Here is a 15,519-nt window from a genome sequence, read left to right as displayed (position 1 = left end):
TAACCCATTTTATTTACATCCAATTACTATCGGACGTTTCTATTTCGTACAACCAAAGGTTGACATACTGTTTAATTTTTATATAATCTCCCAACTGAAAAGCGATGTTTCCTCCAGCGGTATGTAGCGTTACCGAACCTATATTTAATTTTTTATGCCAAAAAAGCTGCGATGTTGTAACTGCTTGAATTTTACTTGGCTCTATAATTTCATTACTAATATCCCATGCACCACTTTGTTTAATAATAAAATGATCATTGACAAAAAGACGGTTATTTCTATATTTAAAAAACTGAACAACTCCAACAAACACTACATAGAAAGCAGCCAAGATATCTAAAGTAGGAAACTGTGAAACTACCTCATCACGCAAAAAATAAAACACAAACAAAGGTAGCCCAATTGTAAGAAATATAGAAAATCCAAGTTTTCGGAAATTAGGCTTTAATACCACTCCTTTTTCAGGGATTTTATTAAATAGTAATTTCAAAATTTCATTCTGTTCGAATTCATTGCAGCCAGGGATTTCAATTCCAGCTTTTCGTTCTTCTTTCTCACCGCTGGTCGCCTGCTTGATTTTCATTTCGAGTATATTCATTTTCTTTTGAAAGTAATTACTGGAAACAGCTACGATTTGAACTTTTTCTAGTTTGATAATCGTACTTTTTGTATTTAACAACCCAAAGGAAAGTAACAAGGAACCGGTTTGTTTTGTAATTCTAAAATCAAAATACCTAAAAACCATTCTGAAGACATTCATAACCAAAATCACAAAAAAAAGAAGGAGGATCAATATTGGAACCATTTCTAATATGGCACTTTCCTTTAAATACGAATCAATTTTAGATTCATCGATGGTCGATTCGCCAAAAAATCTTTTTACATTATCATAAAACGTAATAGAGAAAGCTAACAAAATAAAGAAACTCTTCACATAATTAGAGGAAATCCCAACTTTCAACAAACTCAAAAAACTGATTTTTATAAAAGGTAATTCTTCAATATGAACCGGATTTGCTTGCATCTCTGCATCAATTTCATCCGGAACTACTATTCTATTGTTCGTTTCATTTTCTAACAAATGCGCTTTCAACTCTAAAGCTAAATCATGCGAAATGGCTTTGATTGCCACTTCCGTTTTATTAGCTCCAGCAGTATCGACATCTAGCGCATGCACTCCAATAATTTTTTGAATAAAGGACTGTTTAATCGTTACTTGCTGAATTTTATTAAGTCGAATAGTTGTTTTTGTTTTAATCAAAACACCTTCTGTAATAACGAACTCTTGATTTTCTTTATCTAAAAAAAAAGTGAAATTCAAATATTTAAGATAGGCAATAATTCCAAAAACTAACAAAACACTGAGTATCCCCAGTATCAAATATAACGGATTGAGTTCTTTGAATTTAAAAATCCAAACGACAAGTATCGGCCAAAGCGCTTTACCAAAATGACGAATGGTATCAAAAAAAAGTACCAAAATACCAACCACAGACTGCCTTTGTGGTTGACTAAAATCCGCTCGCATTAAAGTTGTTTTTGTATTTTACCCATCAAGAGTTGTTTGATATTTTCGGCCTGTTCTTTTTCAATTCCAGGAATTTCTATATCACTGGAACTATCTCCTGCAGTGAAAATTTCAATTTTAGCCAATCCAAAGTAACGTGAAATCATTCCTTCATGCAATGCAACGTGTTGTATTCTATTATAAGGAATTACAATTGTATTTGTAGCAATAATTCCATATCTAAAAAGCACATCGTGTTCTCTGAAAGCGAAGCCTTTTTTATTGAAACTTAGATATGAAAAGAAAATAAAAATCAGGATTAAGAGTCCAAAAGCAATCCCAATTTCTAATTGACACGCTACTAATTCCTCAATCTTTATCATCGCAAAACCTAAACCAATTGCCAACAACAGAAACACTATAAACATATTAATCAATATCACTTTCCAATACAATTTTTTCAAACTTAAAAAAGGTACTTCCTCAAATTTAGGAAGCTGAGTGATATCTATAGTTTCGTTGCTGAAGTTTTCCATTTAGACTGTTTATTTTTTTTAACTTAAAGACTTTATTTTGCCAACAAAGACGCTAAATTATTATTTGAGACGCTCATAAGCCCCCCTCTTAATGAGGACAAATTGCGACTTTGCTCTTTATACCAATTGAACACTAATCCCGAAGTGCCGAGACTGAACACTGATTACTAAATTATGGCAACCATTTTTTTTCAAAATTCGGCTTTCTCTTTTCCAAAAATGCATTTCTGCCTTCTTTGGCTTCTTCAGTCATATAAGCCAAACGTGTCGCTTCACCTGCAAAAACTTGTTGCCCTACCATTCCATCATCCGTAAGATTCATTGCAAATTTTAGCATTTTGATAGCCATTGGCGATTTGCCTAATATTTCCTGCGCCCATTCGTAAGCCGTATCTTCTAATTCGGCATGTGGAATCACGGCATTGACCATTCCCATATCCATGGCATCCTGAGCCGAATAATTGCGTCCCAAGAAGAAAATCTCACGCGCTTTTTTCTGGCCTACCATTTTAGCCAGATACGCAGAACCGTATCCACCATCAAAACTAGTTACATCAGCATCAGTTTGCTTGAAAATTGCGTGTTCTTTACTCGCCAAACTTAAATCGCAAACTACATGTAAACTGTGTCCACCACCTACAGCCCAACCCGGAATTACGGCGATAACAACTTTAGGCATGAATCGGATTAAACGTTGTACTTCCAAAATGTTCAAACGATGTTGCCCATCATCGCCCACATAGCCTTGATGACCGCGTGCGTTTTGATCTCCACCGCTACAAAAAGAATACACGCCGTCTTTAGACGAAGGTCCTTCTGCAGAGAGTAAAACAACCCCAATAGAAGTATCTTCTTGGGCATCGTAAAATGCATTATATAATTCCGAAGTTGTTTTTGGTCGGAAAGCATTACGCACATCCGGTCTGTTGAAAGCTATTCTGGCAACGCCATTGCATTTCTTATAAGTTATATCCTCGTATTCTTTAACAGTGATCCAATCCATTACAATTGATTTAAATTATTTCAGTGTAAAATTAAATCATTTTTTACATTTTATCTATTCTATTTTATAGAAGCTTGTGGTAATCTTCCTCAAATTAAACAATCGAAAAACAAAAAAAATAAAAACAGAATATCAACAGTTGTCCATTAAAATAATCTAAGATCTTAAGTGTTTATAGTCAAGATAATACAACTTTATAATAAACCAATAGCTTTAATGTGAAAATTAATTTTAGCTACTAAACAAGCGTTTGGACACTTAAAAACAAACCCATTTTAAAAAGTAATTTGCGCTAATTATAAATTGGAATGAATATTTTTGAGAATAAATTTAATTTATTTTTTGTTTTGAATTTAATGAATTCAAAACAATATAAAAAGAGAAAGACTAATCGTTCTGATTAGTCTTTCTCTTTTATTCCTTAACCAAGTAAATTCCATCTTCCTTAATCTCTATTAATTTTTCCCTATACAAAGCACCAATGGCTTTCTTGAAGGTTTTCTTGCTCATTTTCAAAACCGTTTTAATGTCTTCCGGATGTGAATTATCCGTTAAACGTAAGAAACCTCTACTGGCTCTTAATTCGTCCAGGATTTTATCGGCATTCGGTTCTATACTTTGATATCCTTGTATTTGCAAAGAAACATCGATTTTATTGTCTGGACGAATCGTTTTGATGTAACCTCGCATACGGTCTCCCGTGCGAATCGCATCGTCATACACTTCGTCTTTATACATCAAGCCTTTGTGTTGCTCATTAATAATAACATTGATACCCAATTCAGTGATATGAGAAACGATTAAATCAACTTCTTCTCCTTTTTCGACCGTAAGATTGTCGTTTTTCAAAAACTGGTTGGTTTTGCTTGAAGCTACCAATCGTTTGGTTTGCTCGTCCATATAAAGGTACACCAAGTAGCGTTTTCCTTTTTCCATAGGACGCGCTTGCTCTTTGAACGGAACCAAAATATCTTTTTCCATTCCCCAATCCATAAAAGCACCAATCTGATTGGTATAATTCACACGCAAAAGTGCAAACTCATTCAATAATATATAAGGTTCTAATGTTGTGGCAACGGGTCTTTCTTCGTGGTCTCGATACACAAAAACAATCAGTTCCTCCCCTATTTCAAATTCGTTTGGAACGTATTTGTTAGGCAAAAGAATATCATGTATTCCTTCAGGATCTTTTTCTGGATTCCCCAGAAACAAACCCACTTTGGTGTCGCGTAAAATGGTAAGCGTATTGTATTTTCCTATTTCAATCATTTTCTTTCAATTTCTAAAGCGCAAAGGTACGAAGTTTGAAAATAGTAGCACGAAAAATCACTTCATAAAAAAGCGCCAACAAAGGCGCCTTTCATTTTTATATTTATCACTAATTGTAAACGCTCTCTTTCCCAAAATGAACTGCCAATAAATAATACACTACAACTCGGTATTTATTTTTATTGGAACGACCATATTTTTCCATTACACCATCAATTCCCGCATCTAAATTAGCACTTTCAGCAAGTCCTAATTTCTTAATTAGAAAATTATTTTTCATCGTGTCCAATTCAGATTGTTGGCTTCCGGCAACTGTAGCCGAATCTGTATTATAAATTGACGGTCCGCAACCTACAGTTACTTTGGTCAACAAATCCATATCAGGATTAACGCCACATTTGTCTTTCAAATCGGCAACATACTTTACGATCAATTCGTCTCTTGCACTCATAAATAAAAGTTTAACATTTGATTAATAGATTTTTAACTCTCTCAAATTTAAACATTTAATTATATTTTTAAACGAATAAATAAAATAATTAAACTAATTCTTTAAAATATTGCAACAAAATTCTGTCGTTATCTAATGTTGGTGTGAAAATTTCCAGAATACTTGGTTTTTCATTTTGACTATAAAAAACATCCAGTTCCTTTACTAAACCCTTTTCATCATTGGCAATACTATATTCAAAACCATACATTTTAGCCAAATGTTCTGCGGTAAGACTATGTGATGTTTCAAAGAAAGTATTAAAAACAGGCGTTTCTTCATGTCCGGGCAAAATTCTAAATATCCCGCCACCACCGTTATTGATCAAAATAATTTTGAAGTTTTTTGGGATGTAATTATTCCATAAGGCGTTACTATCGTATAAAAACCCAATATCTCCCGTTATAAAAATCGTTTGTTTTTCATTGGCAATAGCCGCACCAATAGCCGTTGCGGTACTTCCGTCGATTCCACTGGTACCGCGATTGCAATACACTTCAATCGAAGGATCGATGTCTATTAATTGCGCATAACGAATCGCTGAACTATTACTGATTTGTAATTGAGTATTCTTTGGTAAACTTTGAATTACTTTTTCGAAAACTTTAAAATCTGAAAATTGAATTTTTGCCAAATAGAATTCATGTTTTTGCTTTCGCAAAAGTTTCACTGCTTGTAGTTTCTCAAAATAATCGCTTTTTACTATTTCCGTTAAAGGCAAAAAGGCTTCGAAAAAAGTATTCGGATTGACTTCAAAATGTTTCGTCAATGCATTGAAAGTATCGTACGCCCTTAAAGTGTCAATATGCCAATGGTGTTTTGGTTTGTATTTTCTCAAAAAAGCTTTGATTCTTTTAGAAACTATCATTCCGCCAAAAGTTATCAATATTTCCGGTCGGTAATCCTCAAAATCTTCATTGGTAAAAGGGGTAATTATGGTGTCGATATTGTTTATAAATGAAGGATGATTCACGTTAGATGTAGTTTCGGTCATAACAACAACTGATTCATCTTGAGCCCATAAATCGATTGTTTTTTCGCTAATCAAATTTGGTTCGTTCACGCCAACTAAAATCATTTTTTTAGTTGAATTGTTCCAAATAGTCGCAAACTCCGAAATATTTTCTAAGGTGTTCCATGCATTCAAATTTGCAAAATTATTAACCATGACATCTACTAAAAGTTCTGAAACGGTTTCGTAAAGAGGCTCTTCAAATGGTGCATTGATATGAACGGGTCCTTTTTTATGCAAGGCCAAATCTATCGCTTCGTTTATTTTGAAATCATTTGCTTTTGAAACAGCTTCATTTAAATTCGCATTGTATAAAGAATGGTTTATAAACACATTTTCCTGTCGGATTGTTTGTCCGTCGCCTATATCGATTTTGCTTTGAGGTCTGTCCGCAGAGATTACGATTAAAGGAATCTGACTGTAAAAAGCTTCCGCAATAGCAGGATAATAATTCAGTAATGCGGAACCCGATGTACAAACCAAAGCCACTGGCTGTTTTGTTTGCTGTGCAATTCCAAGTGCAAAAAAAGCGGCACAACGCTCGTCAACAATACTATAACATTTAAAGGCAGGATTACTCACAAAACCAATCGTTAACGGAGCATTTCGAGAACCTGGGGAAATTATTATGGTGGTGATTCCTTTGGCTAAACAAATTTGAATAATGCTTTGCGCTAAAGGTATTTTGGGGTAAATCATTGTTTTCGTTTCAAAAAAACAAAGATACAAAGTTGCAAAGGTTTTTCTTTAATCTTAAATAGTTTTCTTAAATTTGAAAGAAAATACTTTTCATGGAAATTAAGATAAGACCTGCTGTTTTTGCCGATATTGACACAATACTAGAAATCGTTAATCACGAAATACTTCATAGTACTTCTAATTACGATTATGAGCCACGTGATTTTGAAACCCAAAAATTATGGTTTGAAGACAAATTGGAAAAAAATTTACCGATAATTGTAGCCGAATTTGAAAATGGGGCAATTGGATTTGCAAGCTACGGTCCATTTAGACAAAAAATAGGCTATCAATTCACAGTAGAACATTCCGTTTATGTCGCCCAGGAGTTTATAGGAAAAGGCGTTGGAAAACAATTATTGGCTGAACTCATTCGATTGGCAAAAGAGCAAGATTACCATGTTATGATTGGCGCTATTGATGCTGAAAATTCAGGAAGCATTGCTTTTCATGAAAAATTTGGTTTCAAAGTGGTGGGTACAATTCGTGAAGTAGGTTACAAATTTGATCATTGGCTCGATTTGGTTTTTATGCAATTGATTCTAAAATAAATAAGTGCTTTCATTAAACAAAAAACATAATTGCTCTAAGAAAACCCTAACTATCTAAAGAATGGTATATTTGCCCAACTAAAAATTTCATGGACTACACCTTACTCTCCTCACCTCTACAAGGATTTACCGATTTTCGATTTAGAAATGCTTTAAACAAATATTTCGGCGGGATTGATACCTATTATTCCCCCTACATCCGTTTAAACGGGAAGTTAGTCATTAAACCGTCTTACGAAAGAGACCTACTTCCTGAAAACAATATTGGTTTGGAGGTAATTCCACAAGTTATAACAAACGATGCCGATGAGTTTTTATTTGTAGCCAAATATGTTCGAGAATTAGGATATAAAGAATTAAACTGGAATTTAGGATGTCCTTATCCCATGGTTACAAAATCTGGTATGGGTTCCGGTTTGATCAGTAATCCTGAGAAAATTAATAGTATTCTTCACAGGGCACATTCTGAATCTGACATTATTGTGTCTATGAAAATGCGTTTGGGATATGAAAATAGCGAAGAAATTCTAGATGTTTTGCCCATTCTAGATACGTATCCTATTAAAAACATTGCCATTCATGCTCGCATTGGCAAACAACTCTATAAAGGTGGCGTACATCTTGATGCGTTTCAACAATGCATCGATAACACGATTCACAAACTGTATTACAATGGCGATATCACTTCGGTGGCTAAATTTCATGAAATGCAAGAGCGTTTTCCTTCTATAGACCACTGGATGATTGGGCGAGGACTAATTTCCGATCCTTTTTTACCAAGTATGATAAAAAGCAATACCATGGAATATCCTGCAAACAAAATGGAATTGTTCAGTGCTTTTCACGACACCCTTTACGGAATATATAGTGAGTCACTATCCGGCTCTACTCATATTTTACTGAAGATGTATCATTTATGGGAGTATTTTTCTGCTACGTTTTCAAATCCACATAAAGTATTGAAACAAATAAAAAAAGCACAAAGTATTAGAAATTACGAAGCGGCAGTTGCAGCAATTTTCAAGAACGAAAAAATTTAATTTCTAACAGTTTCTAAAATAAAAAAAGCGATTTTCAGTTTTCCGAAAATCGCTTTTTTATTTACATTTATAATTAACTATGCTTTAATCCAATCTACGATTGAAGCATCTGTTGGTAATGTTTTTGGATCAATAACTTTTTCAAGTTCTCCTTTTTCGTTGATTAGGTATTTCTGGAAATTCCATTTCACTTCTGAATCTTGTAAACCATTTTTTGATTTTTGAGTCAAAAACTGATATACTGCACACATATCATCTCCTTTTACTGAAACTTTGTCCATCATAGGAAAAGTCACACCATAATTCAATTGGCAAAAAGTAGCAATTTCTTTATTCGTTCCAGGTTCTTGTGAAGCAAAATTATTGGCTGGAAAGCCTACAATAACAAAACCTTTAGCTGCGTATTCTTTATAGATAACCTCAAGGTCTTTGTATTGAGGAGTCAAACCACATTTTGAAGCGGTATTCACAATCATTACTTTTTTGCCTTTCAAGGATGCAAAATCGAAAATATTTCCTGATAAATCGGTTACTTTAAATTGATAAATAGTTTCCTTGGCCATAGTGGTATTGCTTTTATTTAATTTTGTTTTTTTAGTTTGTGCCTGGTTTTGACAACTAAAAAGAAATAGGATAGCACATGATAAGAATAATAGGTTTTTCATAATTATATTTTTTATAAAATTAAAACAATTAATTGTTGCTTAAAAATTTATTTTGGTTAAACACAAGTTAAATAAAAAGAAGCCTGATATCAAACAAAATACCAGGCTTCTAAACAAAACAAACTAATCTTCTTTATAGTAAATTAAAACGTATATGTAATTTTCCCTTTCATAAAGAAAGGCGTTCCTGGTGTAAAATGTATTTCTTCCACACTTGTTAGCTCATTTTTTAATCTTGATTCAGTAGCAAATTGCGTTTCATTCCATTTTGTATCAAATAAATTATCAACTGCTATTCCGAAAGAAATATTTTTATATTTATAATTAATGTTGAAATCAGAAACAAAATAGCCTTTGGCAACTATCGAATTATCTTCGTTTGCTGGACGACTTTTTAAATAACGATAATGAATTCCTCCCGAAAAACCTTTTAAATTCTGAAAGCTTAAACCTCCCGTCGAAGTAAAATCAGGTGCTAACGGAATGTAATTTTGTCCTTTTAGCTCATCAATACTTCTGGCATAAGTATAATTGGCATCCGTATCCAAATAAAACCAATCATTCAGTTGGTACCGCAATCCTAAATCAAATCCCATACGTTTCGATTTTCCACTTGGTTCAATAATTCCGGCATCACCCACATAAACAAACTCTTGTTCCAGATACAAATACCATAAAGCCGAATTGACAATTAATTTTGGAAATGGTTTCCAAATCGTCCCAATATCTGTTCCTATCGCTGTGGGTAAAATTTGTTTACCACTATTTTGAACCACAACACGGGTATCATTCGAATGAAATCCCATTCCTGATTTTATATAAAACTGCAAATTATTATTTTGGGAATAAATAAAATTCAATTTTGGCGAAATTTTTACTTTAGATTCCGACTGTGTTTTATAATCAGTAGCCAATTTATCTTGGTAATTGAATTTAAAATAATCCACTCGCACTGCAGGATTAATCATTAATTTCCCAAAACTGAACTCTGAATTTACATACGAGAATAAATTGGACTCATCAATATCCCCTAATTTAATTTGCTGCAAAGTAGTCCTTCTATTTAAAGTATGTGAAAGTTCCGTATCTTTTGTAGCATCCGCGCGAAAACCTATTCCATACTGCATCAACACATTGACATCATTCAATTTCATTTTCTTGTTCAGCTCCGCATTAATCCCATAAATTGTTCTATTTTCTTTCTGTCTAATTTGGTCGCCATTTATAGGATCTTCAAGAAAAAAAGTAAAATTAGAATACAATTCGAAATCATATTTTGAATAAAAAGCATTGGCTTTCACGAATGTATTTTCGTCAATTGGTTTACTCAAGGATGCATTCACATTTGTTCTTGATGTGCTTCCTCCTTCGGTATCATCCACTGAACCAAATCTAGAAATTGTTCCGTTATCAACCAATCGTTGTGGTATTTGACCAGAAGCATTCCAACGACTAGAAAAACGAGAGGCTAAAACAGAAAATTTACTATTATCGGCCAAAATAGCTGAATATTTCCCTAACAGATTGATCCTATTAAAATTTTGGGGGGAATCGAATGGACCATCTGTCAGGATATATTCCGTTGCAATGTAAGCGCTTTGCGTTTTTTGGTTACCCAAAAGATTAAATAATCCTACTGTTCTTAGCGTATTGAACTGTCCTACTTCAAGACCAATACTGCTTTTTTCAATTTTATCTTTAGTTTGGAAAGCAACGTACCCTGCTGTAGCAAAATCCCCTTTGTTCGCAAAATACGTTCCTTTTCCAAAATCTATTTTTTCCACCGTTTCCGGAATCACAAAATGTAAATCGGCATAGCCTTGTCCGTGCGCATGAGAAACCATATTTACCGGCATTCCATCTACTGAAATAGCAATATCAGTACCATGGTCAATATCAAAACCTCTCAAAAACAATTGTTCTGCCTTACCACCACCTGCATGTTGCCCAATAAATAATCCTGGTACTTTTCTTAAAATTTCCTGTGAAGAATTTACGGGTGTCGTTTGTAAATCTATTTTTGAAATCACATTCATCGCCGAAAGTTTTGCTTGAATTACAATCTCATTCAGTCTAAAAACATCATCATCAAGAACAATTCTAAGTTCAGAACCAGAAACGGTATAATTCATTTTTTTAAACCCAAGCGAATTTACTTTCAAAACGTTACCTGCAACTGTTTTATCAATACTGAACATCCCAGATTCATTAGTATGTGCATGACTTTCGGAGCTTATATTATTGATATATGCATTTTCTACAGGATTTCCATCGCTATCAACTACAATACCTTTTTGAATTTGGGCATAGGTAGTTAAACCCCCAAAAGTTATCAGGATTATAAAAAAATTCTTCATTAGAAATTTATAATTGATTTACCTTTTTCTCTAAATTTGGTCCTAATTCATACACACTAGAAAGCAATTCCTTCTTGATGGACAAGACTTTATCAGCTTCTTTATTTGATTTATAAATCATGGCCAAGTGGTATTGCACTTTCGGTTCAAATGATTGTCCAACAACATGTTTTTGAGCGATTTCCAACGCTTTTTTATTTTGACCCAAATTCAAATAAGACCATGCTAATAAATCATAGGAATCAGGAGTTGGTCTGTGATCAATTTCTATTTTTGCAATTTCTAATGCTTTAGCAGCCGTTTGTTTATCATCCGCATAAATTAAAACGTTGTATTTGTTATACATCGCACCATAATTATTTATTTGCAACATAGAGAAATAGGCATTTCTATTGCTGATTTCTTCTTTTTTATTCCCTTCAAATTGGGCTATTTGAGATTTCAATAAATAAAAATCAGGGGTATTATGCGTCACTTCAACCGCTTCAACAATTCTTTTTGCTTCTATTGTATTCCTTTCGTGAGAAAAAACAATCCAAGCAATTCCTTTCAAAGCATACGAATAATTGGGATCTATTGCGAGTGTTTTTAAATAGCTGTCGTAAGATTCTTGGATCCTTCCTGCATGACCGTAAAAATCGCCTAAGTTAGAATACGACCAGATTTTAAGTACTTTATTATCTTCTTTTTCTGCAATATCTCTGGCTTTTTCCATAAAAGTTATGGCCGTTTTCAAATCGCCTTTGTGATCATTCCATTTTGCTAAACGAATGAGATAATCATAATCTTTCATATCTCGCATGGCATTCAAATTTCGTAAGGCTTCTGGAAAATTCCCTAATTCCATTTGAACATCAAAGAGTAATTTTTGTGTTTCTTTTTTGCCTTCGCCTATTACCAAAGCTTTATTGGCCAATACTAACGCTTCTTTAAAACGGTGTTGCGCAATGTAATTTCTTGCCAATGATCGAATAGTAGAAACTTTTGAATAATCATACGCTTTATTCGATTGTGTTAATAATTCTTCTGTTTTATATAAATTTTTAATGTCGCCAGTATATTCAAAAAGAGTTGCATAATTAGAGGCTATCATACTTAAATAACTAATTTGATTAGGAGCTGCATCAAATTTTTTTTGCCAGAAATCAATTTCGTTAGTAGCAAAAGTCAATGATTTATTCCCTTTTACATTCAGATATTTATCATAATCTGAAGTATTGGTAATTTGAGTTGATTTTTTCTCGCAACTTAAAAGAGATAGGATTGTAAAAACCAATAATGGAATTATTTTGAAAGTTTTCATAATCTGGTTTGTTTGTTTGTTTGTTTGTTTGTTTGTTTTGAAAGAAAAAAACAGAGTTGAAATTACCCATTTTCGAACTCTGTTTTTTTTATGAGTATTACCAGGCTGTTGCCAAATAAGGGAAAGAAGTTCCAAATGCTTTATCATTTGCATTTACATGGTCAGAAGTAAGTGCAGCGTTTGAAGTTCCCATTGGTCCTCCAAAAATCAATAACAACTCTACATCAATAACATCATCAGCCAAAGCTCTACCTGTAAGAACATTAGTTCCATCAAAAAAAGTTGTTTTTGCAGTTTTTGAAACACCTAAAACATCGGTAGACAAAAGACCTGTTAATACATCTGCTGTTTGTCCTAATGCATTAGTAGTATAACCCGCATTTAAAGCTAATAATCTAGATTTAAAAATAGGTTGGTATTTAGCACCCATCATTGATGGAATAGCGGCATTAAACTCATCTTTTGGCGCTCCCGATGCAATAAATACGGTATTTATTGCTGGTCTGGCCATTTGATCTTGCTGAACAAAAGTTCCTGAAAAATCAAGACTTGCTACAGGATCTGTTGTCGAATCATTATTATCACAATTTACTGAAACAACTGCACAAACTACTGCTACAGCTATTAATTTGAATTTATTAGATTTCATGTCTTTATGTTTTAAAATAAAATTAATTATTGTTTTTTCTTAGTTTCTGCCCAAACATTCAATGTACTTGAAGTACCTAACATTGCTTTTGGAACTTCAACTACTAGTGAAAGTACATTTGTTCCTCCGAAAGTATCTGTACCCGGATTATTAAATCCAGAAGCAGTTCCGGCAAGGATTGCTTTGAATTGACCTAAGTCAAAAAAGAAAGGATCGTCTCTTGGCCCTGCGAAAAATTTCATTCCATTTTTTTCCGCTATTAGAGGAGTCGAACCATAAGTAGAAATAGTTACACTTCCTGAAGCAGCTGCCGTTTTAATCATACTAGAAGTTCCAGTAGCAGTTGGAGCGTAAGGCCCAAAGAAATACATTTTGTCATCTCTTTTAATGGCTTGAATAACTAAATCTTCAACTTTGTCACCTGTGTTATCAATGTTGATTTCAATCATAACATTTTCATTAAATGTTGCCGCTGCTGTAGCATTAGGACTTAACAATCCTTGTGTGTTTATTGCAAATGCAAGATTGTTTGTATCTTGTCCTTGAAATGTGTACACATCAGTAATATCTGCTGCATTACCTGTTACTGCTGGAGCATCAACGTGATCAGCTGCTACTAAAATTAAGCCCGAAACCGCAACTAGCGATAGACCTAATATCATTTTTGTTTTTTTCATTTTGTTTAAAATTAAAAGGTTATAGAAGCATTTACGGCGTTACATTCGCTTTGGTTTTAAAAATCATAAAAAAAATAAAAAATAAATCAATTTAATTAACAATCATTTGATTTACAATTATTTAATTACTAAAATAAAATACAATTATTTTTATTTAAAATTTATTTAAAGCAGCTATTGATATAATATACCAATTGTAAATAAGAATGTATAAGTTTGTAATAGCAAAATAGAAAGTTATGACACAAGATGAATTATTAGTATTAATTTATAAGAAAGATGAAAAGGCCTTTACACATCTATATGATATGTATTCAAAAAGCTTATTTGCAGTAATCAATGTTCTTGTAAAAAATAGAGAAGAAGCCGAAGATGTACTTCAAGATGTATTTGTCAAAATCTGGAAAAATATTGATTCCTACCATGAAAGCAAAGGGCGTTTCTATACTTGGATTCTAAATATTGCCCGAAATACATCAATCGATAAACTGCGTTCGAAAAATTTTAATAACAGTCAAAAAAACCTTTCTTCAGATAATTTCGTAAATCTATTAGACGACAGTAACAAACTGGTCAATAAAATTGATACTATTGGAATTCAAGAGTTTGTAAAAAAACTAAAACCCAAGTGTATTCAAATAATAGATTTACTGTTTTTTAAAGGGTATACCCAACAAGAAGCTTCAGATGAACTGGAAATTCCTTTGGGAACCGTTAAAACTCACAATCGAAACTGTATTAATGATTTAAGAAATTATTTGAAAGTATAATGAAAGCAAAAGAATATATAGAATCAGGTATTTTAGAACTCTACGTTTATGGTTTGCTCACTGAAATCGAGAATGAAGAAGTGAACGCCATGGCAAAAAACAATCCAGAAATAAACGATGAAATTATTGCTATAGAAAAGGCTATTATAGCGTTGTCTTCCAGCTTTTCACCATTTCATTCTGTAGAAAATTTTGAAAAAATAAAAGACAAATTAGAACTAAAACAGACTAAAGTAATTGAATTAGAACCATCAAGAAATTGGTCGCAATACATGGGTTGGGCTGCTGCAATTCTATTGTTAGTTGGCTTAGGTTACCAATACAATCAGATGGAGCAAAACACTACTCAGGTTGTTAATGCCGAGGTGGAGAAATCAAAAATGGAAAAAGATTTGAATGCTTTAAAATTAAAAAATAAAGCAAGCGAAACCAATTTAGCAGTGGTAAGAGATACAAATAATACCGTTGTAGCACTTGGTGGACAAGCGGTTGCTCCACAATCCTCTGCCAAAGTATATTGGAATAAAGAAACCAAAGTGGTTTATGTCGATGCCTCAGGATTGCCGGAACCACCTGAAGGAATGATATATCAGGTTTGGGCCTTAAAATTGAATCCATTAACTCCTACGAGCATTGGACTATTAGACAATTTCAAGGCTAACGATCAAAAAATGTTTGCGGTAGATAATGCAGCTGATGCGGAAGCTTTTGGGATAACCTTAGAACCTAAAGGTGGAAGTTTAACCCCTACAATGGAACAATTATATACTTTAGGAAAAGTGTAAAGAGCAATATTTCTTCTTAATTGTCTAATAAAAAAAGGTCCAACCGCAAAGTTGGGCCTTTTTTATAGTTGTTAATTAAACTGCAATTTTTGACTGCACATGCACTATTCGTATTTATAATGACAGACCTCATTATTCAAATTATATGCGTACTCCGAATCAGATGC

15 protein-coding genes are annotated in these 15,519 nt (G+C 33.2%); 4 read left to right on the top strand and 11 right to left on the bottom strand.

All coding sequences use genetic code 11. The features are described 5' to 3' along the window. Positions 1–13: 13 nt before the first annotated feature. The 6 genes from ACM55G_RS07785 to menD all read right to left on the bottom strand — a co-directional run bounded on the left by ACM55G_RS07785 (position 14) and on the right by menD (position 6,516). Entirely contained in the window at positions 14–1,528 is a 1,515-nt protein-coding gene (locus ACM55G_RS07785; RefSeq protein WP_416843336.1) for a PH domain-containing protein, read from the bottom strand. Next, complete coding sequence (locus tag ACM55G_RS07780; RefSeq protein WP_416843335.1) at positions 1,528–2,043, bottom strand: PH domain-containing protein; 516 nt, start codon at positions 2,041–2,043, stop codon at positions 1,528–1,530. The genes ACM55G_RS07785 and ACM55G_RS07780 overlap by 1 nt, the downstream gene beginning before the upstream one ends. Positions 2,044–2,215: 172 nt before the next feature. After that, positions 2,216–3,046: a 1,4-dihydroxy-2-naphthoyl-CoA synthase gene (locus ACM55G_RS07775; RefSeq protein WP_416843334.1), complete on the bottom strand. Its 831-nt coding sequence runs from the start codon at positions 3,044–3,046 to the stop codon at positions 2,216–2,218. A gap of 414 nt (positions 3,047–3,460) precedes the next feature. Beyond that, complete coding sequence (locus ACM55G_RS07770; RefSeq protein ID WP_416843333.1) at positions 3,461–4,315, bottom strand: CvfB family protein; 855 nt, start codon at positions 4,313–4,315, stop codon at positions 3,461–3,463. A gap of 109 nt (positions 4,316–4,424) precedes the next feature. Further along, the gene (locus ACM55G_RS07765) at positions 4,425–4,766 is read right to left on the bottom strand and encodes a DUF2853 family protein (protein ID WP_416843332.1); all 342 of its coding nucleotides are present in this window, start codon (positions 4,764–4,766) and stop codon (positions 4,425–4,427) included. Between the two features lie 88 nt (positions 4,767–4,854). Next, the gene (menD, locus tag ACM55G_RS07760; RefSeq protein ID WP_416843331.1) at positions 4,855–6,516 is read right to left on the bottom strand and encodes a 2-succinyl-5-enolpyruvyl-6-hydroxy-3-cyclohexene-1-carboxylic-acid synthase; all 1,662 of its coding nucleotides are present in this window, start codon (positions 6,514–6,516) and stop codon (positions 4,855–4,857) included. A 92-nt stretch (positions 6,517–6,608) separates the two neighbouring features. Between menD and ACM55G_RS07755 the strand changes: the two genes are divergently transcribed. Continuing rightward, positions 6,609–7,106 carry a GNAT family N-acetyltransferase gene (locus ACM55G_RS07755; protein WP_416843330.1) on the top strand — a complete coding sequence of 166 codons (498 nt, stop codon included), beginning with the start codon at positions 6,609–6,611 and terminating at the stop codon, positions 7,104–7,106. An 89-nt stretch (positions 7,107–7,195) separates the two neighbouring features. After that, positions 7,196–8,146, top strand: coding sequence for a tRNA dihydrouridine synthase (locus tag ACM55G_RS07750; protein ID WP_416843329.1), 951 nt, complete (start codon positions 7,196–7,198; stop codon positions 8,144–8,146). 77 nt (positions 8,147–8,223) lie between these two features. Here the strand turns inward: ACM55G_RS07750 and ACM55G_RS07745 are convergent, their stop codons facing one another. The 5 genes from ACM55G_RS07745 to ACM55G_RS07725 form a co-directional block, all read right to left on the bottom strand. Further along, positions 8,224–8,811, bottom strand: coding sequence for a glutathione peroxidase (locus ACM55G_RS07745; RefSeq protein WP_416843328.1), 588 nt, complete (start codon positions 8,809–8,811; stop codon positions 8,224–8,226). 143 nt (positions 8,812–8,954) lie between these two features. After that, positions 8,955–11,168 carry a TonB-dependent receptor gene (locus ACM55G_RS07740; protein ID WP_416843327.1) on the bottom strand — a complete coding sequence of 738 codons (2,214 nt, stop codon included), beginning with the start codon at positions 11,166–11,168 and terminating at the stop codon, positions 8,955–8,957. A gap of 7 nt (positions 11,169–11,175) precedes the next feature. Then, the gene (locus ACM55G_RS07735; protein WP_416843326.1) at positions 11,176–12,471 is read right to left on the bottom strand and encodes a tetratricopeptide repeat protein; all 1,296 of its coding nucleotides are present in this window, start codon (positions 12,469–12,471) and stop codon (positions 11,176–11,178) included. A gap of 97 nt (positions 12,472–12,568) precedes the next feature. Beyond that, the gene (locus tag ACM55G_RS07730) at positions 12,569–13,120 is read right to left on the bottom strand and encodes a DUF4331 family protein (RefSeq protein ID WP_416843325.1); all 552 of its coding nucleotides are present in this window, start codon (positions 13,118–13,120) and stop codon (positions 12,569–12,571) included. A 26-nt stretch (positions 13,121–13,146) separates the two neighbouring features. Beyond that, positions 13,147–13,797, bottom strand: a complete 651-nt coding sequence (locus ACM55G_RS07725; RefSeq protein WP_416843324.1) for a DUF4331 family protein — start codon at positions 13,795–13,797, stop codon at positions 13,147–13,149. Positions 13,798–14,036: 239 nt separating this feature from the next. On the opposite strand from ACM55G_RS07725, the gene ACM55G_RS07720 reads away from it, so the two are divergent. Together ACM55G_RS07720 and ACM55G_RS07715 are read left to right on the top strand one after the other, a co-directional pair. Next, on the top strand, positions 14,037–14,567 hold the full coding sequence (locus ACM55G_RS07720; RefSeq protein WP_416843323.1) for an RNA polymerase sigma factor: 531 nt from the start codon (positions 14,037–14,039) through the stop codon (positions 14,565–14,567). Then, positions 14,567–15,352, top strand: coding sequence for an anti-sigma factor (locus ACM55G_RS07715; RefSeq protein WP_416843322.1), 786 nt, complete (start codon positions 14,567–14,569; stop codon positions 15,350–15,352). Before ACM55G_RS07720 ends, ACM55G_RS07715 begins: the two co-directional genes overlap by 1 nt. Positions 15,353–15,519: the final 167 nt, after the last annotated feature.

The sequence above is a fragment of the Flavobacterium algoriphilum genome, assembly GCF_048158655.1.
Lineage (GTDB): Bacteria > Bacteroidota > Bacteroidia > Flavobacteriales > Flavobacteriaceae > Flavobacterium > Flavobacterium algoriphilum.
Note: the sequence above shows the minus strand (reverse complement) of the source record. Positions and strands in the feature narration are given on the sequence as shown.

What these genes read in the sequence shown, in the direction of transcription:
- ACM55G_RS07785 (WP_416843336.1), bottom strand. Translation starts at nt 1,528, where the DNA reads ATGCGAGCGGATTTTAGTCAACCACAAAGGCAGTCTGTGGTTGGTATT.
- ACM55G_RS07780 (WP_416843335.1), bottom strand. Translation starts at nt 2,043, where the DNA reads ATGGAAAACTTCAGCAACGAAACTATAGATATCACTCAGCTTCCTAAA.
- ACM55G_RS07775 (WP_416843334.1), bottom strand. Translation starts at nt 3,046, where the DNA reads ATGGATTGGATCACTGTTAAAGAATACGAGGATATAACTTATAAGAAA.
- ACM55G_RS07770 (WP_416843333.1), bottom strand. Translation starts at nt 4,315, where the DNA reads ATGATTGAAATAGGAAAATACAATACGCTTACCATTTTACGCGACACC.
- ACM55G_RS07765 (WP_416843332.1), bottom strand. Translation starts at nt 4,766, where the DNA reads ATGAGTGCAAGAGACGAATTGATCGTAAAGTATGTTGCCGATTTGAAA.
- menD (WP_416843331.1), bottom strand. Translation starts at nt 6,516, where the DNA reads ATGATTTACCCCAAAATACCTTTAGCGCAAAGCATTATTCAAATTTGT.
- ACM55G_RS07755 (WP_416843330.1), top strand. Translation starts at nt 6,609, where the DNA reads ATGGAAATTAAGATAAGACCTGCTGTTTTTGCCGATATTGACACAATA.
- ACM55G_RS07750 (WP_416843329.1), top strand. Translation starts at nt 7,196, where the DNA reads ATGGACTACACCTTACTCTCCTCACCTCTACAAGGATTTACCGATTTT.
- ACM55G_RS07745 (WP_416843328.1), bottom strand. Translation starts at nt 8,811, where the DNA reads ATGAAAAACCTATTATTCTTATCATGTGCTATCCTATTTCTTTTTAGT.
- ACM55G_RS07740 (WP_416843327.1), bottom strand. Translation starts at nt 11,168, where the DNA reads ATGAAGAATTTTTTTATAATCCTGATAACTTTTGGGGGTTTAACTACC.
- ACM55G_RS07735 (WP_416843326.1), bottom strand. Translation starts at nt 12,471, where the DNA reads ATGAAAACTTTCAAAATAATTCCATTATTGGTTTTTACAATCCTATCT.
- ACM55G_RS07730 (WP_416843325.1), bottom strand. Translation starts at nt 13,120, where the DNA reads ATGAAATCTAATAAATTCAAATTAATAGCTGTAGCAGTAGTTTGTGCA.
- ACM55G_RS07725 (WP_416843324.1), bottom strand. Translation starts at nt 13,797, where the DNA reads ATGAAAAAAACAAAAATGATATTAGGTCTATCGCTAGTTGCGGTTTCG.
- ACM55G_RS07720 (WP_416843323.1), top strand. Translation starts at nt 14,037, where the DNA reads ATGACACAAGATGAATTATTAGTATTAATTTATAAGAAAGATGAAAAG.
- ACM55G_RS07715 (WP_416843322.1), top strand. Translation starts at nt 14,567, where the DNA reads ATGAAAGCAAAAGAATATATAGAATCAGGTATTTTAGAACTCTACGTT.